We start from the raw sequence: 20,899 nt of genomic DNA on the forward strand, positions 1-20,899 counted from the left end.
TGCTCCTCTAGGTCGTGTACTCGCCGTTGATCCGGACGTAGTCGTAGGACAGGTCGCAGCCGAAGGTTCTGCTCGTACCCGCGCCCTCTCCGAGCCGGATCCGGTAGCGGATCTCGGGCTCTTTCATCGCGGCGCGCGCGGCCTCGTCCCCCGACGGGTCGAAGTAGGCCGGTGGGATCACGCCCTCGCGCACGACCGGCACCTCACCGATCGCGATGTCGACCCGCCCGGGGTCGATCGCAACACCCGAGGCACCGACCGCTTGCAGGATCCGTCCGGGGTTGGGGTCGCCCCCGAACGCGGCGGTCTTGACGAGCGGCGAGTCCGCCACCGCCCTCGCCACCAGGCGTGCATCGCCGGTCGACGCCGCTCCGGAGACCTCCACGAGCAGGACGTGGGTCCCGCCCTCGGCGTCCGCGGCGAGCTGGTCGACGAGCGAGAGGGCCACCTCCTCGAGGGTCCGCGTGAGACCGGCCCATGCCGCCGTTCCCGGCGTCACGGCGGCTCCCCGCGCGGCACCCGAGGCGATCAGCAACACGGTGTCGTTCGTACTCGGGCTCGCATCGACGGTCAGCGATTCGAACACGGGCTCGAGCACCTCGGTCGTGAGCTCATGCACGGCGGCGGGTGGCACCGGCGCGTCGGTCGTGACGAACGCGAGCATCGTCGCGAGGCTCGGCGCGATCATGCCGACGCCCTTGGCAGCGCCGCCCACGCGATGGGATCCCGATGCTCCCTGCGCCTGCTTCGGAACGGTGTCGGTGGTCATGATCGCGGCGGCGAAATCCGGCCCTCCACGCCGCGAGAGCGCGCCCACGGCCGCGGGAACGCCCGCGAGGAGCGCGTCCATGTGCAGCGGCTCGCCGATCACACCGGTCGAACACCCCAACACGCGGTCGGGGTCGAGATGCATCCCCGAGGCGACGGCATCGGCGAGCCGCTCGGCGTCGCGCAGTCCCGCGGCGCCGGTCGCCGCGTTCGCCTGCCCGGAGTTCACGACGACGGCCTGCGCGGAGCCGTTCGCGAGGCGCCGCGCACACAGCTCCACCGGGGCCGCGCGGAACGCGTTCGTCGTGAACACGGCGGCCGCCGAGCACGGAGCATCGGCGACGAGCAGCCCGAGATCGGGAGCGCCCGAGGGCTTCACACCCGCGGTCACCCCCGCCGCGCGGAACCCGGCCGGGAACGTCACGCTCACGGGTACACCCCGAGCGTCGGGAGTCCCGCGGTCTCGTCGATCCCCGCGAGGAGGTTCATGTTCTGGATCGCCTGTCCGGCGGCGCCCTTCACGAGGTTGTCCTCGGTCGCGACGACGATCGCGGCACCGGTCCGCGGATCGGCGACGGCCTGGATCTCCACCACGTTCGTCCCCCGCACCCGCTTCGAATCCACCATCTGCCCCGCGGGGAGCACGCGCACGAACGGCTCGGAGGCGTAGGCGTCCATCAGCACCTGGCCGAGCGACTCGGTGGTCGCGTCGACCCGCATGCGGGCGTAGCTCGTCGTGAGAACGCCTCGGACCGTCGGCACGAGGTGCGGCACGAACAGCACGGAGGGCAACTGCCCGGTCGCGAGCGCGAGCGAGCGCTCCATCTCCGGAGTGTGCTGGTGGCGGGGGAACTTGTAGGGCCGGATGCTCTCCTCGGTGGAGGTGAACAGCTTCGACTCGTCGGCCGCGCGTCCCGCCCCCGACAGCCCGGTCTTCCCGTCGACGAGGATCCCTTCCGCGTCGATCAGGCCGGCCTCCAGCAGGGGCGCGAGCCCGATCGCAACCCCCGTGGGGTAGCAGCCGGGGTTGGCGACGAGCTGGGCCCCTTCGATCTCGGCACGGAACAGCTCGGGCAGACCGTAGACGGCCTTCTCCAGCCACTCGGGCGCCGGGTGTTCCCACCCGTACCACTCGGGGTAGGCCGCGGCGTCGAGCCGGAAGTCGCCGGCCAGGTCGACCACACGCAGGCCCGCATCGAGCAGCGCGGGGGCGATCTCAGCGCTCGTGCCGTGCGGCAATCCGAGCAACGCGACGTCGGCGCGCTCGACAATCGCGGCGGGCTCGATCCGCTCGAGGATCACCTCACCGAGCGACGCGAGGTGTGGCTGTACCTGCGCCAGCGACTTTCCCGCGGCGCTGTGCGCGCCGAGGTAGGTCAGTTCCGCCGACGGATGGTCGGCGAGCAGCCGGACGAGCTCGCCCCCCGTGTACCCGGAGGCGCCGAGGACCGCGACACGCAGCGTGTATGGATCGGCCATGAGATGCATAACTATGCACGGAGGGGCAGCGCAGCGTCAACCGGACGCTGCCGGTGATCGAGGAAGAGCGGCTGCGAGCAGGCGGCTCAGGCGGCCCAGGCGTGACAGTCCAGGAACGGCTCGGCCTTCAGCGCGTAGGCCTTCCTCAGCCAGTTGTAGCCGGAGGCGTTCGCCTTCGGACAGAACTTCGCCGGGACCAGCTCGTACTCGACCCCGAGCACGGCCTTGTCCGCGTCGACGAACAGGTCGTAGTTCCCGCACTCACGGTACTGGTAGCACTGCTCGTTCAGCGCCATGTCGAAGTAGTCGAGCATCTTCGGGATCTGCTTGATGTCGTTCTTCAGCACGGCGGCGAGCTCGCGGCGATGAGCCTCGTTCGCGAGCATCACGTTGTAACGGAGCTGGTCGGCTCCGGTGAGGGGGAACCCCGTTGGGTTCGTGTACGAGTCGACGTTGTCGAACTCGACCGCGTCGAACCCCTTGGTGGCACAACGATCCAAGCGGTCCTGCATGATCGGCTTGAGCACCTTGATCCGTCGGATGTCGAGCCATCGCTCCCCCGGCCAGCCGTCGAGCGGCTTGCCGAGCACGCGCTTGGGGAACCTGCCCTTGTCGGGCCGGAAGTTCTCGTAGGCCCCGGCGCTGATGTAGCAGATCGCCGCGGCTCCGCCGTCGTGGATCTGCGCCACCTGCTCCGCCGAGGTCTCGAACATGTCGACGTCGAACAGCTCGACGCCGTGGTCGTCGATGAACTCGTCGATCTCCAGCTCGCCCTGGAGCTGCCACTGCCAACGCACCTCGAGGTCATCCGGCGCGTAGCAGCCGGGACACGGGACCGGTGCCGGCAGATCGACCCCGCGGGCGAGACCGCCGACGGCGATGGGCTCGGAGCGATGCGCCCCCGCCGCGCCGGAGACGGAGGCGGACGCGGGAACCACCAAGCATGCGGAGGCCAGCGCGAGGACGAGCGAGAGACGTCGCAATCGGGTTGAGGTATCGGCATCCGGGCGCGAGCCACTGAAGCGCAGGTCACTGGACGATCTCGAGGACCCCCCCGGACGCGTCGTCGGGGACCGTCGCCTTCGCCCGTGCGAGGGAGCCGCGCGCCTTGCCGAGCTGCGAGCGGAACTCGTCCGCCCCGTTCGCGACCATCGTCGCGCCGCGGACGATCTTGTTCTCGAGCGACACCTCGAGGAGGTCGAACACCGCTCCGAGCTCGGCCAGACATCCCTGAACGTCGCCGGCGTCCCCGTAGCGCTGGACGAGCGAATAGCAGAACAACACGATGGGCAGCGCGGACGAATAGGGAACGATCACGACACCACGGGCGAACGCATCTGCGTGTGCGCGGCGAAGGACGTCGTAGGCTGCGTCGGGCACCGCCGCCACCGCGAGCGGGGCCGTCAGCGCCGGGTCGAGGTACTGGGCGACCTCGCGCGCGCGGGCGACGACCACTTTCTCGACCTCGCGAGCGAGCGCCTCACGCTGGGCCGGATCGGTGGCGGCCTCGAGCGCCTCGAGCTCGGCGAGGGCCGACCATTTCGAGTCGATCGGCAGGCGACGGCCGTCGGGCAACAGCAGCCCGAACTCGACGATCTTGCCGTTGACCCGGAACTCGTTGACGAGCATGCCGGGCGGCAGTTCCGACAGGTGCTGGCGCAGGACGTTCTCACCCGCGCGACCCTTCGAGGCGCCGCCGGCGAGCACCGTCGAGAGCCGGCGGATCACGTCGGAGTCGAGCTGCTGCTGCGCCCGGCGGTGCTCGTCACGGACGCCGAGCTCGTGCACGGCCTCCCGGGCACCCTCGACCGCGTCGCGCAGACGCTGCGCGGTGTCGTCCCGACCCCGGGCATCGTCGGCGAGCCGACGCAGCTCTGCCGACTGCACCTCGAGCCGGGCTTCGAGCCGCGCGGTGGAACCGGCGTCCGCGGCGGCGCCTCCCGAACGAACGCGAAGGACCGCGACGAGACCCGCACCGATCGCGGCCCCAACGGCAAGTGCTACCACTCCGATCGCGATCGGACCCATCGCCACGCTCCTTCCCAGGCACGCGCCCCGGTCCCGGTCCGGGACGTCGCCTCGACCGTAGCCCGGTGGACCGACATCCTCGTGCACGCCCGGCAGGGCGTCCGCGCGAGGTGCGTGGCTCGACTAGCCTTCGGTGGGCACACGCGTCGGACCCACGAACACGCCGCCGGTTTGTCGGGCAGCCACCGAGGGAAGGAGCGCACGATGAAGAGCACCCGGATCGTGGTCGCCGCGTTCGGCGTCCTCGTGTTGCTGTCGTTCCCCGCCGTCGCGACTGCACAGGTCTCACCCGAACCCCTTCCCTCCGACACCGACACCGACATCGCCTACGACGAGAACACCCAGGTCGTCCTGAACGGACGCGTCCTGGTCGGCCCGGACGACCTCGTCAGCGGCGTGGTGCTGTTCAACGGGACCGCCCAGATCGACGGGACGGTGAACGGCGATGTCGTCGTCTTCAACGGCGACACCCGGATCACCGGGCTCGTGGAGGGATCCGTCACCGTCTTCAGCGGTCGTGTACAGCTCACCGACGGGGCCCGCGTCACCGGCGACCTCGTCACCGGGGAGACGCCGGCCGTCGATCCCGGCGCGACCGTGGAAGGACGGACCACGGGCATCGACCTCGAGGGAACGCAGGTCGGGCTCGCGATCGCGTCGAAGATCGTGCTCTGGATCGCGGCCTCCGCCTCGATCCTGTTGGTCGGCATCCTGCTCTTGGCCTTCGTTCCTCGCGGGATGACACGCCTTCCCGCAGCGTTCCGTTCCACGACCGGCGCGACGTTCGCCTGGGGTGCGGCGCTGTTCGTGGGACTTCCGATCCTCGGCGGGTTGGCCGTCGTCACGCTCGTGGGCATCCCGTTCGCGGTCGGGTTGTTCCTCGCCCTCTTCGCGATCTACGCGATCGGCTACACCGTCGCCACCTACGTGGTGGGTCGCCTGTTCGTGAAGGAACCGCGCTCGCGGTTCCTCGCCTTGCTCGTCGGGTGGATCGTCGTGCGGCTGATCGCCTTGGTTCCCATCCTCGGCGGGATCGCGTGGCTCGTCCTGACGATCGTGGGGCTGGGGGTCATCGCGGTCGCGGCCCGCAACGCCGAGCGGGAGCCGGCCTCATCGACCGCCGATCTCGGCCCCGCTCCGCCACCGCCCCCGCCGTTGCCTACCTAGGAGCCGTCGTCGGGGATCGTTCGCCTGTAGCCTCGGTTCGATGCTCGACTATCACCTCCATCTTTGGGAACACGGCAGGCAACCGGCGAACGTGACGGCGGAACGGCTCGCCGCGTATTGGGAGCGAGCGCAGCAGGCCGGGGTGACCGAGATCGCGGTGACCGAGCACTCCTCCCGATTCGTCGAGATCAGCGACGCGGTGGGGCGGTTCTGGGAGGACGATCCCGACTCCCCGGCGGCGTTCCACGACCCCTTCGCCCGCGCGTGGGACGAGGAGGGGAAGATCTCGCTCGATACCTACGTCGAGGCGGCGCTGGAAGCCAAACGTGCCGGCGTGCCGATCGTTCTCGGGCTCGAGGTCGACCTGTTCGAGGGGAAGATGGACAGGGTCGCATCGGTGCTCGATCACTACCCGTTCGACGTGCTGCTCGGATCCGTCCACTGGCTCGGGGCGTGGTGCTATGACGACCCCGACCTCTCACCCGCCTATGAGCGGGAATGGAACGTCCGCGGGATCGAACGCGCGTGGGACGAGTACTCCCGCGGGATCGAAGAGATCGCCGCGTCGGGCGCGATCGACGTTCTCGCGCACGCGGACTACATCAAGACATCCGGCCACCCTCGCCCCGCGATCCCCGACGAGTTCTACGACCGGATCGCCGAGGCCGCGGCATCCTCGGGCATCGCCACGGAGGTGTCGTCGTCCGCCTACGAGTACGTGGACGAACCGTATCCGGCGCCACCGCTGCTCGCCCGATTCCGGGATCGCGGTGTGCCCGTCACCACCGCGTCGGACGCCCACGACCTCCCCGACGTCGCGCATCGCGCCGACGACCTTCGCAAGGTGCTCGATGACGCCGGCTATACGGAGCTCGTCGGGTTCCGGGAACGTCGGCCCCACCCCCATCCGATCTCTCGCTGAGCGGGGCCGAAGCGTGGCACGATGGCACTCGGAGGGCTCGGCGATCCGGTACGAACGGGGGCGCGCCTTGCTGCACGAGCGGCGCGGGGAGATCGACGTCGCGGCGATGCGGGAGCTCTTGTCGGACCACGAGACGTCGCCGTCCCTGTGCCGGCACGCGACCGAAAGCGACCGAACGAGCAAGACGGTGTTCTGGGTGGTCGCAGACATCACCGACCGCCGAGTCCGGTTCGGACGCGGCAATCCCTGCGACTCCCGCGAACAGACCTACGCGTTCGCCTGAACGGCTCCCACGCCTAAGAACGAGCTCACCCGCGGCCGAGCTCTCCCGCGACGACCCGCCCGGCCTGCAGGACCAGGGCAGGCTGGAGGATCGTCGTGACCTCCTCCAGCGGCTCACCCTCGTAGACGACGATGTCGGCGAGCATTCCCGGCGCGATCGAGCCGACACGATCGTCGATCCGCAGCAGCTTCGCGGCGGCCGACGTCGCCGCCCGCATCGCCTTCAGAGGCGTCATCCCCCACTCCACCATCCGCACGATCTCGTGAGGTGCGTTGCCGTGGGGATTGTGCGGGGTGCCCGCATCGGTCCCGAGGGCCACCCGCACTCCCGCGCGCATCACGCGACGGAATGACTCCTGCGCCTGATCGACGACCGACCGGGCTTTCTCGACGGCATACGCGGGAACCGACTCCGGGTGCGTCGCGATGCCGAGCAACGCGGAGAGCGTCGGGACCGTGAAGGTGCCGGCCTCCTTCATGCGTTTCGCCGTGGCGGCGTCGATCAGCGCGCCGTGCTCGATCGAGTCCACACCCGCCTCGACCGCTCCCGCCGTTCCGTGGTAGCCGATCGAATGCGCCGCGACGACGCGCCCCCACTTGTGCGCCTCTTCGACGGCGGCCCGGAGCTCGTCGACGTCGAAGGCGGTGAACTCCAGGCCGATCCCCGGCGTGAGCACACCGCCCGTGGCGACCAGCTTGATCGCGGTGGCACCGGCACGGATCTCCTCGCGCACGGCCTTACGCAAGGCCTCGGGACCGTCGACCTCCCGGGCGAACGCGACGTTGTGCCCGTGTCCGCCGGTGACCGTGAGGGCGTGGCCGGCGGCCAGCGTGCGCGGCCCCGGAACGAGCCCGGCGGAGATCGCCTTCGCGAGGTCCGGCACGACGTTGTAGGGACCCCCGAGATCGCGGACCGTCGTGACCCCGTGCGCCAGCTGCCGCGCGGCGTTGTTGACCGCCTTGATCGTCGCGAGTGCCGGGGTGAGGTCGGCTGCTTCGCCCGCGAAATCCGGCGTGCCGTCGAAGGTCAGGTGCACGTGGCAGTCGATCAGCCCGGGTGTCAGGGTCCTTCCCTCGCCAGGTTCGGTGTGCGCCGCAGCCGCCGCTTTCGGAGCGCGGCCACGCGGACCGACCCACTCGATGCGATCCTCGGAGATCAGGACCCCGCAGTTGGATCTCAGCGTCCGCCCGTCGAAGAGCGTGACACCGTCCAGGAAGAGCTCCATCTAGCTCGCCCAGGGCGGAACGGCTTCGGTGCCGTCGAGGCGCTGCATCACCGTTCCCACCGGCATCGCGCAGTACAGCGCGGCCGTTCCGTCGGTCGCATAGCCATGGTGGAGCGCACCCGAGGGGATGATCGCGGTGTCTCCGGCCTGGAGCACGTGTTCTTCGTCGTCGATCACCTGGGTGAACGGCCCCGACAGCACATGGACGATCTCCTCGTGATCGTGCCGGTGCTTGGGCAGCTCGGCTCGCGGATGCAGGTCGAGCCGGTAGGTCGTCGAGTCCTTCGAGCCGCGTGCTGGCGCGGCGTAGCCGGTGACGTCGATGCCCGGCAGCTCGAACCCGGGAGCGTCGTCGGAGCGGATGATCGGCACGGGTGCGTCCTCCTCGGTGCTCGTCGATGTGGACGGGCATCTTCCCACGAGCGCCCGGAACGCCGCCGCCTCGCAGCGGGCTCACCCGGCGCGGTGTGTGGGCCGAACGACCGATGTGACGGTCGGCCGGATTCCCCACCCAAGCGCAGGTCAGAGCGCTGATACCCTTTCGCCCCACGTGTGCCGTTCGCGTCTGCGCGACGGCGAGGAGGAGCCCGTGCTCGACGTCGCGAAACGGGCGGTGGATGCTGCCACCGCCGCCGGAGCCGACTACGCCGACGCGCGCGCGGGACGCGACGAGACCGAATCCCTCACGGTCCGCAACCAAGAGATGGAGGGCATCGACCGGCTGACCTCCTCGGGCGTGGGGATCCGGGTGCTCGTCGCCGGACGCTGGGGATTCGCCGCGACCGCACGCACCGATGCCGAGGAGATCGAACGCGCGGCCGCCCTCGCCGTCGAGCAAGCGCGCGCGGCCTCGCTCCTCCCCGCCGATCCCGTCGAGCTGTCCCCCGTCGAACCGGTCACCGACCACTGGCACGGGCCGTGCCAGGAGGACCCGTTCGACGTCCCGCTCGAGGAGAAGGTGGCTCTCTTGATGGAGGCGAGCCGCCGGATGCAGCAGGTGCGCGGCACGACCTTCGCTTCGGGCGTCCTGGACTTCTACCGACGCCGTACGTGCTTCGCATCCACCGACGGAGCGGCGATCGATCAGACCGTGACGCATTCGGGGGGCGGCATCGAGGCCACGGCGATCGCCGACGGGCAGGTCCAGCGACGGTCGTTCCCGAACTCGTTCCGCGGCCATTTGGCCGGGGCGGGCTACGAGCACGTCCGTTCACTCGGGCTGCTCTCCGAATCGGAGCGCACGGCGCACGAGGCGGTCGACCTCCTGACGGCGCCCTCTTGTCCCGACGAGGTCACGACCCTCGTGCTCGACTCCGGCCAGATGGAGTTGCAGGTCCACGAGTCGGTCGGCCACGCCGTCGAGCTCGATCGGGTGCTCGGGATGGAGGCGGCCTACGCCGGCACCTCGTTCGTCTCTCCCGGCGACCGCGGGAGGCTTCGGTACGCGAGCCCGCTCGTGTCGATCACGGCGGACGCCTCGCTCCGCGGCGGGCTCGGATCGTTCGCCTACGACGACGAAGGCGTGGCGGCGCATCGCACGCCGATCCTGGTCGACGGTGTGTTCCAGGAGTTCATCTCGAGCCGAGAAACCGCTCCGGCGATCGGTGAGGCGTCGAACGGAACGATGCGGGCGGACGGGTGGTCGAACCTGCCGCTGATCCGGATGACGAACATCTCCCTCGAGCCGGGCCAGGGATCGCTCGCAGACATCATCGGGGACACGAAGGACGGGATCTACATGGCCACGAACAAGTCGTGGTCGATCGACGACAAGCGGGTGAACTTCCAATTCGGGTGTGAGATCGCCTGGCGGATCCGCAACGGCGTTATCGCCGAGCCGCTCCGCGATCCGACGTACGCGGGGATCACGACCGAGTTCTGGAACTCGTGTGACGCGGTGGCGGGACCGGAGGAATGGACTGTGTGGGGAACGCCGAACTGCGGGAAGGGACAACCCGGGCAGGTCGCGCGCGTCGGACACGGCACGAGCCCCGCCCGGTTCCGCAACGTGCGTGCAGGGGTCCGCTGATGCCGGGCGCGATCGGGCGCGATGCGTTCCTGGAGATCGTCGGTCCTGCGCTCGAACTCGATCGCGTCGACGGGGTCGAGGCCCTCCTGCTGCACAGCTGGTCGGCGAACACCCGGTTCGCCTCGTCGCAGATCCACCAGAGCACGGCGCGGGAGGACACGAGCCTGCGGATCCGTATCGTGCGGGACGGACGTATCGGTGTCGCGGAGACGAACGAGGTAACCCGCGACGGCGCGGTCGCCGCTGCGCGGAGCGCCCGAGAGATGACCGACGCGGTCGGTTCCGACCCCGCCTTCCCGGGGCTGGCCCCGGTGGCACCGATCCCCGAGCCCGCCCCGCTCGATACGACGACGGCGGAGGCGAGTCCCGCCTACCGAGCGGAAACCGTTGCCGCCGTCGTCGACCGGTGCGGAGCGGGGATGCACGCGGCCGGCGCCTACGAGACCGGGGCGATCGAGCTCGGACTCGCGAACACCGAGGGACAGGTGTGCTGGGCACCGCACACCCAGGCCGCACTCAACGTCGTCGTGACCGGTCCGAACGGCGGCAGCGGGTTCGCCGAGGCGATCGCACCGGGGATCGACGGGGTCGACGGCGCCGCGGCCGGTGCGCGAGCCGCGGGGAAGGCGGGCGCGAGCGCCGATCCGCAGCCGATCGATCCCGGCACCTACGAGGTCGTTCTCGAGCCGGCGGCCACCTCCACCCTCGTGGACTTCCTCGGCTTCATCGGGTTCGGTGGCCGGAGCCTGCTCGAGGGAGAGTCCTGCCTGTCGGGGAAAAAGGACACACAGGTCGCAGCCCCCTCGATCTCGATCGTCGACGATGCCACCGATCCCGGGACGATCGGAGCGCCGTTCGACTTCGAGGGCGTTCCGAAGCGAAAGCTCGACCTGATCCGGGACGGGGTGTTCCGCCAGGGCGCCTACGATCGGCGCACGGCGAAGCAGGCGGGAACGGTGTCGACCGGGCACGGCCTGCCGGCGCCGAACCCCGACGGCCCGCTCCCACTGCACCTGTGCCTCGAACCGGGTTCGTCGACCGTCGAGGAGATGATCGCCGCGACCGAGCGAGGCTTGCTCGTGACCAGGTTCCACTACACCAACGTCGTGAACGCGATCGCTTCGACGATCACCGGCATGACGCGCGACGGAACCTTCCTGATCGAGAACGGCCGCGTCGTGGGTCCGGTCGCCAACCTCCGCTTCACCCAGTCGATCCTCGAAGCTCTGAGGGACACGAGCCTCGTCGGCACGCGTGCCGAGCTGTCGGGGGAGTTCTTCTTCGGGGTCAGCCGCGTGCCCGCGCTCAAGATCGACCGCTTCACGTTTTCTTCTTAGCGCCCATCGAACGCGAACGAACCCGCATCGAGCTATGACCAGCATCGAGCCATGGGTCGTGGACACGATCGGCTCCCCGATTCGGAGGGTCCCGCTAACCCGATCTCGAGCCCTTCCGCTCCCCCTCCCTCGGCCGCACGCTGGGCCTGGGAAGCACCTGGCGGGACCTGGGGGCGGAGCGGTACGCTGAACTCCTCAACTTCCCCGTCTCCGAGGAGGAAAGATGCAGGTCGCAGAGGTCATGAAGGCGAACGTGGTTACGGCTCGCCCGGGAGATACCTTCGCCGACGTCGCCCGGCTGCTGCACGACAACCACATCTCGTCGGTCGTCGTTCTCGAGGGCGACGCGCTCGCCGGGATCGTGACCGAACGCGACCTGGTCAACGTCGTCTCCGAAGGCCTCGACCCGCGAACGATCGAGATCGGCAACCGCATGACGCGCGAGCTCGACACGGTGAACAGCAAGACCGACATCGGCGAGGTCGCGGAGCACATGGCGAGGCTCCAGATCCGCCACCTGCCGGTGCTCGACCGCGGCGCGCTCGTGGGGATCGTGTCGATCCGCGACCTCACCACCTGGGCCGTCGAGGAGATCTCCGGTGGCCACGAGCTCGCGGACCTGCACCGCAGCCACACGACCCTCTCGGCAGCGGCCAAGATCAACCGTTCGAGCGCCAGCTGACGCGGTAGCGTCACGCGGCCGCCCCTCTGCTCCCCGGGCTCAGTCCGGCACCCGCGCATGCCGATAGCCATGAAGTGGACGAGGAGCGAACCGACGCATCGAACGTGGTGGCCTTCCCCGTCGGTCGCAGCGGCACACGGGCGCGCCGACGACCGGGAACGCCCGCCTCCGAGCCGGTGCAGGCACCGCTGGGACCCGAGCGCCGGGTGAGCGTGGTGGAGGTCGAGATCCGGGGAGCGGAGCGTCTCGGATCCCGTGTCCCCCCCGAACGCGCGCGGCGGGCGGTCGAGACCGCCGTCGATCGGGCGGCAGCGGCGCTCTTGGCGCGAGGAGCCGAGGATCTTCGGGTCGAAGGAACGTCAACGGCCCCGGTGCTCCTCGCGACCTTCGCGCAGACCGACCACGCCCGTCGCGCCGTCGCGACCGCGGTCGAGATCCGCGACCTCGTGCGGGCATCGGATCCGGCCGACGCGCCGGTCCAAGCGGGACACGGCCACGGACGCGAGCGCGAAGGCTTGGATGCGGCAACCGGGGTCCATACCGGAAGCGTCGTCGACCTCGCCGTCGGGGGCGTCTCGCCGGTGCCGTTCCGCGCCGTCGGGATCCTCCACGCGCTCAGCTCACGCCTCGCGGCGGACGCCGGGCCCGGCCAGATCCTGCTCTCCGCGGACGCACTCGGCCACGTGACCCAAGACGCGTCCGTCCACGCCGAGGGAACGATCGAGCTGAACATCCACGGCGAGCGTCGCGAGACGTTCTGCCTACTGGGGTTCGCCGCGAGCGAGTGAGGAACGGCTCGCCGAGTCGTCCGCGTCATCCGCATCGCCCTCGCCGCGCGGCGCGAGTCGCGCATCTCCGACGGCACGCTCGAACGGCTCCCGGGGCGCCTGGAGCGAACCGAGCTGGGCGAGGTCGCGTGGGAAGAACAAGCCCACCGTCCAGTCGAACACGATGCGCACCTTGCGGTTGAACGTCGGAACCATCAGCAGGTGGTAGGAGCGCGCCACGAACCATGCCGGGAATCCACGCAGGCGGATCCCGAGGACGCGCGCGACACCCTTGTAACGACCGAGCGACGCGAGAGCGCCGAGCGTGCGGTAGCGGAACGGCGCGGGCTCGCGCCCGCTCAACACCGCGAGGACGTTCCTGCCGATCCGCTTGCCCTGTCGCGTCGCGTGCTGCGCCGTCGGCGGACTGATCCCGCTCGCCGTGTTCGGATCGGGGACGGCGGCGGCGTCGCCTGCGGCCCACACATCCGAAACGCCGCGCACGCGCAGCCGATCGTCGACGTCGAGCCGACCGTGCTCGTCGGTCGGCAACCCGGACACGATCGCGAGGGGCTCGGGCTTGACGCCGGCGGTCCACACGAGCGTTCCCGCGTCGAACGAGTGACCGTTCGAGAGCTCCATCCGTCCGTCGGTCGCCGATCCCAGGCGCGTGTCGGTGAACACCTCGATCCCCCGCCGACGCAGCGCGCGCGTCGTGTAGCCGGCCAGCGACGCGCCGATCTCCGGAAGGATCGTCGGCCCCGCCTCCACGAGGATCCACCGCATGTGGGCGCGCTCCACCGTCGGTACGTAGCGCGCGGCTGCGCGCGCGAGGTCCTCGAGCTCCGCGAGCGCTTCGACGCCGGCATATCCGGCTCCCACGAACACGAACGTGAGGGCGGCTCGACGTTCCTGCGGATCGGAGGTCTCGGCCGCGAGATCGAGGCACCCGAGGATGTGGTTGCGCAGGAAGATCGCTTCGGCCACGGTCTTGAACCCCACCGCCCGCTCGGCGAGCCCGGGAACCGGTAGCGTGCGCGACCGAGACCCCGGACCGAGGATCAGGATCTCGTAGGAGAGCTCGCGGGTGCTCCCGTCGATCAGGCGGATCCGCGCGATGCGGCGCTCGTGATCGATCCGCTGCACCTCACCGACGATCAGCCGCGTCCTGCGCAACGCCTGACGGAGCGGCACCACCACGTGTCGCGGTTCGATGTTCCCGGCGGCGGCCTCCGGAAGCAGGGACTGGTACTGCATGTAGTTCTCCGGATTCACGAGCACCAGCTCATGGCCCATCCGAGACAGCCGATCCTGGAGCGTGCGCGCAGCGAACACCCCCACCGATCCGCCGCCGACGATCAGGATCCGCATCGGCGGTCTCCCCGGACCGAAGCGCGGGCATTCACATCGACCCCAGCACGCCGGGCAGTTCGCGCAGGCTCGCGATGTGGGCCTCGGGAACGCCGAGCTGCTCGGCCGTCGGGTTCGCCGGCGCCTCCCCGCGCAGCAGCCAGACGGTGTGGATACCGACGTCCTTCGCCGGGCGAACGTCGTAGTCGAGACGATCGCCGACCATCGCGGTCCCGTCCGCGGGAACCCCGGCCTCCTCCAGCGCGATCGCGAAGATCCGCGGGTCCGGCTTCTCGATCCCGAGATCCTCGGAGACACCCCACAGATCGAAGAACCGGTCGATCCCGTCGCGCTGCATCGCGGAGCGAACGTGGCTCGGCTGATTCGCGACGATCCCCAGGCGATACCGGCCGTGAACGGACTCCAGGCAGGGCAGCACGTCGGGCTCGAGCGCCTCCGGCGGATACGCCCAATGGACGGCGGTCGCCCGTTGGAACGCGTCAACGTCCGGGTCGGGTCCGAGGAATGCCGCGGCGATCGATCGTCGGAACGATGCCGACTGGCCCGAACGCAGGTCCTCGTAGACGCGGTCGAAGTCCTCCTGCGACACGTCGGCACCGAGATCGTTCAGTCCCAGGAAGAGGGCACGCCGATACACGGCATCGCTGTAAAGCACCCCGCCGATATCGAAGAACACGACCTCGAGCGATCCGCCCACGAGCGTATCCTACGCAGCCCTCGCCCGGTCCGATGCGCCGGTCGGTGCGGGACCGCGGGTCAGCGTCCCGCCGCGCGACGCAGCGCGTCCAAGGCGCCGGGATCGGTCCGCTCGGAACCGAGCCGGAAGCCGTACCGCTCCCCGTGACAATCCGACGATCCGGTGATCACGAGCCCGAGCCGCTCGCCCATCTCCCGGTACCGGCGGCGCTTCTCCGCGTCGTGATCGGGGTGATCGACCTCGATCCCGACCATGCCACCCTCGGCCATGGCCTCGATCAGCTCGTCCGGAACCGACCCCTGTCCCTTCCACATGCCCGGGTGCGCGATCACGCACACGCCGCCGGCGTTGCGGATCAGCTCGAGGGCGGTCACTGGGTGCAACGCGTGCTTCGGAACCCAGGCCCGTCCACCGTCGGCGATGAACTCCTCGGTGAACGCCGCCTTCTCGTCGGGGACGATCCCGACCTCGACCATCGCCTGCGCCACATGGGGCCGAGCGATCAGTTTGTCCCCCGCGATCTCGCGCACCCGTTCGAACGTGATCGGGTAGCCCAGCTCTTGGAGCTTGGCAACCATCAGCTCTCCCCTGCGGAACCGGGAATCGTTGAGTCGGCGAAGCTCCTCCACGAGCTCGGGGGCCTCGGGATCGGCCCAGTACGCGAGCACGTGCAGGCTGCTCCCCTCGTACTCGGTGGAGAACTCGATCCCCGGGATGACCTCGACCCGGACCGCCGCCCCGGCGGTCGCCGCCTCGTCGAGTCCCTCGGTCGTGTCGTGGTCGGTGATCGCGATCGTGTCGAGGCCGCGCTCGGCCGCAAGGGCGACCACCTCGGTGGGCGTCAGCGTCCCGTCGGAGCAGTTCGTGTGCACGTGCAGATCGATCCCGGTCATGGCGCGGCATCCTCGCAGAGCCGCCGCGTGGACGTCACACCGTGCACAGGGGTAGCCGACAGCGAAACGACAGGGAGGCTTCTGACGGAACCCCTCAAGCTGCCGTTTCCTCCTACGGAACCCGTATCTGAGGCCCGCACACCTGATCCGTGCCTGAGTGGCCCGAAAGAACTAGGTCGCTGGATTGCAGAACGGCAGAACGGGTAGGGTCCCCCCTGGGTCCGATGACTTCGACCATCCAGCCTTCCGGATGGCCAGGGAACTCGGACCCCAAGGAGCAGATCGGGATCCACGTCGAGGCGGGGAGCCCACCGGTTCTCCGGGAAAGGGCCAGGGAATGGACGTGGCTCGACAACAGGGAGGAAGCCCATGAAGCATCGCCTTATCCGGCTGCTCGTATCCTCAGCAGCCGCAGCATTGGTTCTGACATCGCTACCCGCGGCCCAGGCCGCCACGACGATCGTCGTCGACGGCGACGGTTTCGCGTCATCCGGCGACTGCGATGACGCGGTCACGCCGGCCGAGGTCACGATCCAGGACGGCGTCGACGCGGCCGTGGCCGGCGACACGATCGAAGTGTGTCCCGGTCCCTATGCCGAGTCCGTCACGGTCTCGACCCCGAACCTGACGATCCTCGGCGCGCAGTCCGGGGTCGACGCCAGGACGAGGGCAGTGCCGCTGAGCCAGGAATCGCGGGTCAACCCACCGGCGACCCTGCCAGGGTTCTCGCTCCAGGCGAACAGGATCGTGCTGGACGGCTTCACGGTGCGGAACGCTACCGACAACGCGGGTATCTCCACGAGCCCCCTGTCGGACGGCTACCACGTGCAGAACAACATCGTCACGGAGAACACGTTCGGCCTGTACCTGCACTCCGCCGGCGACAGGAAAACGATCGTCCGGTTCAACAGGTTCACCGACAACAACGAGGCCGGGTCGGCATCCGGGAACGGGATCTACTCCGACCAAGGTGCCCAGGGCATCCTGGTCCGCGTCAACGCGTTCAGCGATCACCTCAATGGTGCCGTGCTGTTCGCGTTCTCAGGGCCGAGCGACAACTCGGACGTGATCATCGAAAACAATCGCAGCACGAACGACGCGAACTTCGTCAATCTGTTCGAGGCGTCCGACTTCTCGATCCTCGGGAACAGGACTGTCGACAACTTGAACGCAGATGACGGTTCGCAGGGTTCGGCGATCCGCGTGGGTGGCCAGTCCGATGGAGTCCTGATCGAGGACAACCGGCTTCAGAACCCGGCGTTCTCGGGCGTCTCGGTTCGCGACGACGGGTTCGGCACCGGTGTGTCGAATATCGACATCATCGCCAACACGGTGCTGAACGCTGAGGCGAACGGGATCGACGTGAGTTCGGCGGTTCCTGCTGTCGTGCAGGCGAGGGGAAACACACTGCGCGACAACGACGTCAACGGCATCCTCTTCGACGCCGCAACATCGGACAACTCGATCCGCCGCAACACGTCCCTGAACAACGGCGACTTCGATTGCCGCGACGCGTCCACCGGCCCGCACACGGCCGGAACCGCCAATTTCTGGCGGCGCAACGTCGGGGAGACCGCAAGCCCCGACGGCATCTGTGACCTGCCGGCGTAGCCGGAGGCCGATCGAACCGAGAGCCGCCGGGGTTTTCCCCGGCGGCTCTCGAACATCCGGGGCCGAAGGTATTCTTCTCACGCCCAGGACGCGGGCGCCACGTGCGACCGCGAGATCTCGCCGACCGAGCGACACCCGCACAACGCCATCGCGTTGTCGAACTCGTCGCGCAGGATCCGGAGCACATCCGCGACACCCTCCTCGCCCGCGACCGCCAACCCCCACGCCGCCGGGCGTCCGACGAGGACCGCGCGCGCACCCAGCGCGAGGGCCTTCACCACGTCGGTCCCGCGGCGCACGCCTCCGTCGACCAGCACGGGGATCCGGCCGGCCACCGCGTCGACGATCTCGGGGAGCACCGTGAGCCCGGCCGGCACACCGTCGAGCTGACGTCCACCGTGGTTCGACACGACGATCCCCTCGGCACCGGCCTCGACTGCGAGGGCCGCGTCCTCACCGGTGAGGATCCCCTTGAGGACGACAGGCAGCGCGGTGCGTTCCCTGATCCAGGCGACGTCGTCCCACGAGAGCGCCGGGTCGTACACGAGGGGATCGCCCGGGAGCCCGTAGGGCATATGGAACCCGCTGCGCGTGTCGCGGTGCCGCAGGCCGGCGACCGGGAAGTCGACCGTCAGGCAGATCGCCTCGTAGCCGGCTGCGACGACCCTGTCGAGCATCTCCTCCGTCTTGCCGCGGTCGGTGAACACGTACAGCTGGAACCACTTCGGCGCCGCGGCCGCGTTCGCCACCTCATCGAGGAACTCGACCGTCGTCGACGACACGACCATGATCGTCCCGGCCGCTGCGGCCGCACGAGCGGTCGCCTGTTCCCCCTCCTCGCGCGCCATCCACTGGTAGGCCCACGGAGCAACGAGCACCGGGAAGGCGATCGGCGCTCCGAGTACCTCCGTGGACAGATCCCGCTCGGTGACGCCGACGAGGAACCGGGGACGCAGCATCCAGCGCTCCCAGGCGGCGCGGTTCTCTCGGAGGGTCCACTCGTCTCCGGCCCCGCCCGCGTAGTAGTCGAACAGCTCGGGCTGCAACACGGCCCGGGCAGCCGCCTCGTAGTCGTCGACCGTCACGAACGGTCCGGTGGGCGATGCGGTCTCCCCCTCGCGGGGACCGTCGGCGCTCACCCTGCCTGCGAGGCGGGGACGGTCGATGCGGGAACGTCGACCGCCTCGGCGACGCGGAACAGACCGTCACCGAACGCGAACATCCGCTGCTCGAAGGTCGAGGGGCAGCAGGGCGCCTCTCCCGCGCCGAGCACCGCACCGTAGTCGGTCAGCCCCCCGTCGGCGGTCACCGACCCCGCGAGCAACGGTCCCGCGTGCGCGAGGACCTCGGCGACGCCGTCGGGCGTGATCGAGACCACGTCGTAGCCGAGCGCCTCCTCCGTTCCGGCGTTGCGGAAACCCACGACGAGCTCCTGACCGCCGTCACCGGTGAGGTCCGCGGACGCCACCCCGACATCGGACCAGCGCGTTCCCTCGGCGTCGCCCGCCTCGAGCCGAACGACCCAGCCACCGGCATCGGCAACGAAGGTGAGCACGCGGACCTGCCAGGCGATCCCTCCGTCCCCGACCGCACGCGATTCGACCACCCACACCACCCGTTCGTCGCCGGCCTGCACCTCGCCGCAGTCGCCTGTCGTCCCCGGTGTGACGAGGCTGGTGCACACCGCGGTTTCGGAGGCGGGGAGCACCTGCTGAGCACCCGGGGCGAGGATCCGGCCGCTGGTCGACAGGACGTCGCCCTCCGGAACCGCTGTCGGAGCCGGTGACACCGGATCGCCCGCGGGAGCGACCGGCGGGAGCGTGAGCGCCGGACTCGCCGTCACCCGCTCGGCGGGTTCGGGAGCACTCGATCGGCCGACCGCGAAGCCGATGCCGCCGGCGACGAGGGCGACACCCACCATGACGACGACGATCGTGTTGCGCTGGTTCGGGTCCACGGCGGGACACGCTACGCGCGAGGCAGCGACGGGGCAACCCAGAGCACTGCTACGATGCGGCGACCACCGTGAGGACCCCAGACGAGCGCGCCGCGGCATTCCTCAAGGCCATCACGATCCTTCGGGTGTTCCTGGTCCCTATCGTGATGTGGCTGATCCTCGCCGAAGACGACCCACAGTGGGCGACCGCCGTCGCGACAGGACTGTTCGCTTTCGCGGCGGTCACCGACTTCTTCGACGGCCTGCTCGCACGGCGCTGGGCGCAGACGAGCACGCTCGGTGCGTTCCTCGACACGACGGCCGACAAGCTGCTCGTGACGGGCGCGCTGTTCGCGCTCGTTGCGGTCGGCCGCGCCTCGATCTGGATCGCATCGATCATCGTCGCTCGCGAGCTCGTCGTACTCGGGCTCCGGGGCGTCGTCGCTGCCGGGGACGGCACGGTCGTCAAGCCCTCGATCTGGGGAAAGCTCAAGGCGAACGCGCAGTTCCTCGCGATCATCCTCGCAATCTGGCGACCCGACGTCGTGATCGGCGACCGCTACCTCGACCAGTGGGTGATGCTGGCGGCCGGGATCATCACGGTGTTGTCGGCCGTGGAGTACTTCACGCGGTTCGGTGCCGTCTTCCGCCGCGGACCCCGCGCCACCGCGCCATCCCGCCCGCCGGCACCTCGCGCGTGAACGCTCCGGTCTTCGTCACCGGCGGCTCCGGGTTCGTCGGGGGGGCGCTCGTCTCTCGCCTCGTCGCCGACGGAGCCACCGTCCGCGCGCTCGCGCGATCCGACGAGGCGGCCGCAGCGCTCGAGGCGCGAGGAGCCGAACCTGTCCGCGGCGCTCTCGAGGACGGCGAGGCGCTCGCCAACGGGATGCGAGGCACGGATCGCGTCTTCCACGTCGCCGGCGTCAACGCGATGTGTCTGCCCGACCCGACGCCGATGTACCGAGCGAATGTCGAGGGAACCGACCGCGTCGTCATCGCCGCTCACCGCGCCGGGGTGGAGCGCGTGATCCACACCTCGTCGGCCGCAACAATCGGCGAGCGCGCGGGCACGGTCGGCCGAGAGAACTCCGCCCACCGCGGCTCCTACCTCTCGCACTACGAACGCTCGAAGGCCCTGGGGGAGCGCCGGGTCCTGGCCCGCGCCCGCACGCTGGGGATCGAGCTCATCTGCGTCAACCCGTCGTCGGTCCAGGGTCCCGGCAGGACCCGGGGAACCGCGCGTCTGTTACTCGACCTGGTGAACGGGCGATTGCCCGTCGCGATCGACACCTGGGTGAGCCTGGTTGACGTCGACGATTGCACCGAGGGGCACCTGCTCGCGGCCGAGCAGGGCGCAACCGGCGAGCGCTACCTGCTGAGCGGGGCCGCGCTGACGATCCCCGATGCGTTGGCACTGGCCGACGAGATCGTTCCGCTGCGGCGCCGCGTGCGGATCGTTCCCGGCGCCGCCGTCCGCGCGGCGGGTAGGGTGGGAGATCTGGTACGCACCGTCGGCCGCCGCAAGGTCCCGATCTGCAGCGAGGCTGCGCGCACCCTCGTGCACGGACACCGCTACGACGGGTCCCGCGCCGAACGCGAGCTCGGCCTGCGCTACACCCCGATCGAGGAGACCCTCCGCCGGACCCTCGTCTGGTACGCCTCGCACGGTCTGATACCCGCCCTCCGAGCGGGACACTAGGATGG

General features: G+C 69.8%; 21 protein-coding genes. 10 read left to right on the forward strand and 11 right to left on the reverse strand.

Going from position 1 to position 20,899, the window contains the following annotated elements:
* Window positions 1–7: 7 nt before the first annotated feature.
* The 4 genes from argJ to rmuC form a co-directional block, all read right to left on the reverse strand.
* The gene (gene argJ, locus WEF05_08520) at window positions 8–1,198 is read right to left on the reverse strand and encodes a bifunctional glutamate N-acetyltransferase/amino-acid acetyltransferase ArgJ (protein ID MEX1101925.1); all 1,191 of its coding nucleotides are present in this window, start codon (window positions 1,196–1,198) and stop codon (window positions 8–10) included.
* Window positions 1,195–2,247 (reverse strand): N-acetyl-gamma-glutamyl-phosphate reductase, encoded by a 1,053-nt coding sequence (gene argC, locus WEF05_08525; GenBank protein MEX1101926.1) that lies wholly within the window; start codon window positions 2,245–2,247, stop codon window positions 1,195–1,197. Before argC ends, argJ begins: the two co-directional genes overlap by 4 nt.
* 86 nt (window positions 2,248–2,333) lie before the next feature.
* Entirely contained in the window at window positions 2,334–3,185 is an 852-nt protein-coding gene (locus WEF05_08530) for an endo alpha-1,4 polygalactosaminidase (GenBank protein MEX1101927.1), read from the reverse strand.
* Window positions 3,186–3,276: 91 nt separating this feature from the next.
* A complete protein-coding gene (rmuC, locus tag WEF05_08535; GenBank protein ID MEX1101928.1) occupies window positions 3,277–4,275 on the reverse strand; it encodes a DNA recombination protein RmuC in 999 nt (332 codons plus the stop codon).
* A 204-nt stretch (window positions 4,276–4,479) separates the two neighbouring features.
* On the opposite strand from rmuC, the gene WEF05_08540 reads away from it, so the two are divergent.
* From WEF05_08540 to WEF05_08550, 3 genes are read left to right on the forward strand one after another with little or no spacing between them, the layout of a single operon-like run.
* A complete protein-coding gene (locus WEF05_08540; GenBank protein ID MEX1101929.1) occupies window positions 4,480–5,442 on the forward strand; it encodes a hypothetical protein in 963 nt (320 codons plus the stop codon).
* A 40-nt stretch (window positions 5,443–5,482) separates the two neighbouring features.
* Entirely contained in the window at window positions 5,483–6,364 is an 882-nt protein-coding gene (locus WEF05_08545; GenBank protein MEX1101930.1) for a PHP domain-containing protein, read from the forward strand.
* A gap of 13 nt (window positions 6,365–6,377) precedes the next feature.
* Window positions 6,378–6,647, forward strand: coding sequence for a hypothetical protein (locus WEF05_08550; GenBank protein ID MEX1101931.1), 270 nt, complete (start codon window positions 6,378–6,380; stop codon window positions 6,645–6,647).
* 25 nt (window positions 6,648–6,672) lie between these two features.
* Here WEF05_08550 and WEF05_08555 read toward each other — a convergent pair whose 3' ends face one another.
* Entirely contained in the window at window positions 6,673–7,872 is a 1,200-nt protein-coding gene (locus WEF05_08555; protein MEX1101932.1) for an amidohydrolase family protein, read from the reverse strand.
* Window positions 7,873–8,244, reverse strand: a complete 372-nt coding sequence (locus WEF05_08560; protein ID MEX1101933.1) for a cupin domain-containing protein — start codon at window positions 8,242–8,244, stop codon at window positions 7,873–7,875.
* Window positions 8,245–8,422: 178 nt separating this feature from the next.
* Between WEF05_08560 and WEF05_08565 the strand changes: the two genes are divergently transcribed.
* The 4 genes from WEF05_08565 (at window position 8,423) to WEF05_08580 (ending at window position 12,708) form a co-directional block, all read left to right on the forward strand.
* Window positions 8,423–9,901 (forward strand): TldD/PmbA family protein, encoded by a 1,479-nt coding sequence (locus WEF05_08565; protein ID MEX1101934.1) that lies wholly within the window; start codon window positions 8,423–8,425, stop codon window positions 9,899–9,901.
* On the forward strand, window positions 9,901–11,238 hold the full coding sequence (locus tag WEF05_08570) for a metallopeptidase TldD-related protein (protein MEX1101935.1): 1,338 nt from the start codon (window positions 9,901–9,903) through the stop codon (window positions 11,236–11,238). Before WEF05_08565 ends, WEF05_08570 begins: the two co-directional genes overlap by 1 nt.
* A gap of 223 nt (window positions 11,239–11,461) precedes the next feature.
* Window positions 11,462–11,920 (forward strand): CBS domain-containing protein, encoded by a 459-nt coding sequence (locus tag WEF05_08575; GenBank protein MEX1101936.1) that lies wholly within the window; start codon window positions 11,462–11,464, stop codon window positions 11,918–11,920.
* A gap of 74 nt (window positions 11,921–11,994) precedes the next feature.
* Entirely contained in the window at window positions 11,995–12,708 is a 714-nt protein-coding gene (locus WEF05_08580) for an adenylate/guanylate cyclase domain-containing protein (protein MEX1101937.1), read from the forward strand.
* Here the strand turns inward: WEF05_08580 and WEF05_08585 are convergent.
* The 3 genes from WEF05_08585 to WEF05_08595 are packed head-to-tail and all read right to left on the reverse strand — an operon-like array spanning window position 12,682 to window position 15,648.
* The gene (locus WEF05_08585; GenBank protein ID MEX1101938.1) at window positions 12,682–14,058 is read right to left on the reverse strand and encodes an NAD(P)/FAD-dependent oxidoreductase; all 1,377 of its coding nucleotides are present in this window, start codon (window positions 14,056–14,058) and stop codon (window positions 12,682–12,684) included. The two genes, WEF05_08580 and WEF05_08585, sit on opposite strands and share 27 nt — an antisense overlap.
* Before the next feature lie 31 nt (window positions 14,059–14,089).
* Window positions 14,090–14,755: an HAD family hydrolase gene (locus WEF05_08590; protein MEX1101939.1), complete on the reverse strand. Its 666-nt coding sequence runs from the start codon at window positions 14,753–14,755 to the stop codon at window positions 14,090–14,092.
* A gap of 59 nt (window positions 14,756–14,814) precedes the next feature.
* On the reverse strand, window positions 14,815–15,648 hold the full coding sequence (locus tag WEF05_08595; protein ID MEX1101940.1) for a PHP domain-containing protein: 834 nt from the start codon (window positions 15,646–15,648) through the stop codon (window positions 14,815–14,817).
* A 369-nt stretch (window positions 15,649–16,017) separates the two neighbouring features.
* Here WEF05_08595 and WEF05_08600 point away from each other — a divergent pair, with 369 nt between their 5' ends.
* Window positions 16,018–17,259 (forward strand): right-handed parallel beta-helix repeat-containing protein, encoded by a 1,242-nt coding sequence (locus WEF05_08600; GenBank protein MEX1101941.1) that lies wholly within the window; start codon window positions 16,018–16,020, stop codon window positions 17,257–17,259.
* Between the two features lie 77 nt (window positions 17,260–17,336).
* On the opposite strand, the gene WEF05_08605 is transcribed toward WEF05_08600, so the two are convergent.
* Together WEF05_08605 and WEF05_08610 are read right to left on the reverse strand one after the other, a co-directional pair.
* Entirely contained in the window at window positions 17,337–18,398 is a 1,062-nt protein-coding gene (locus tag WEF05_08605) for an alpha-hydroxy acid oxidase (GenBank protein MEX1101942.1), read from the reverse strand.
* Window positions 18,395–19,216, reverse strand: a complete 822-nt coding sequence (locus tag WEF05_08610; GenBank protein MEX1101943.1) for a hypothetical protein — start codon at window positions 19,214–19,216, stop codon at window positions 18,395–18,397. The genes WEF05_08605 and WEF05_08610 overlap by 4 nt, the downstream gene beginning before the upstream one ends.
* A gap of 68 nt (window positions 19,217–19,284) precedes the next feature.
* Here WEF05_08610 and pgsA point away from each other — a divergent pair, with 68 nt between their 5' ends.
* Window positions 19,285–19,896 carry a CDP-diacylglycerol--glycerol-3-phosphate 3-phosphatidyltransferase gene (gene pgsA / locus WEF05_08615; GenBank protein ID MEX1101944.1) on the forward strand — a complete coding sequence of 204 codons (612 nt, stop codon included), beginning with the start codon at window positions 19,285–19,287 and terminating at the stop codon, window positions 19,894–19,896.
* On the forward strand, window positions 19,893–20,894 hold the full coding sequence (locus WEF05_08620; GenBank protein MEX1101945.1) for an NAD-dependent epimerase/dehydratase family protein: 1,002 nt from the start codon (window positions 19,893–19,895) through the stop codon (window positions 20,892–20,894). The genes pgsA and WEF05_08620 overlap by 4 nt, the downstream gene beginning before the upstream one ends.
* Window positions 20,895–20,899 lie beyond the last annotated feature (5 nt).

It is taken from the genome of Actinomycetota bacterium, assembly GCA_040881665.1.
GTDB lineage: Bacteria > Actinomycetota > UBA4738 > UBA4738 > HRBIN12 > JBBDWR01.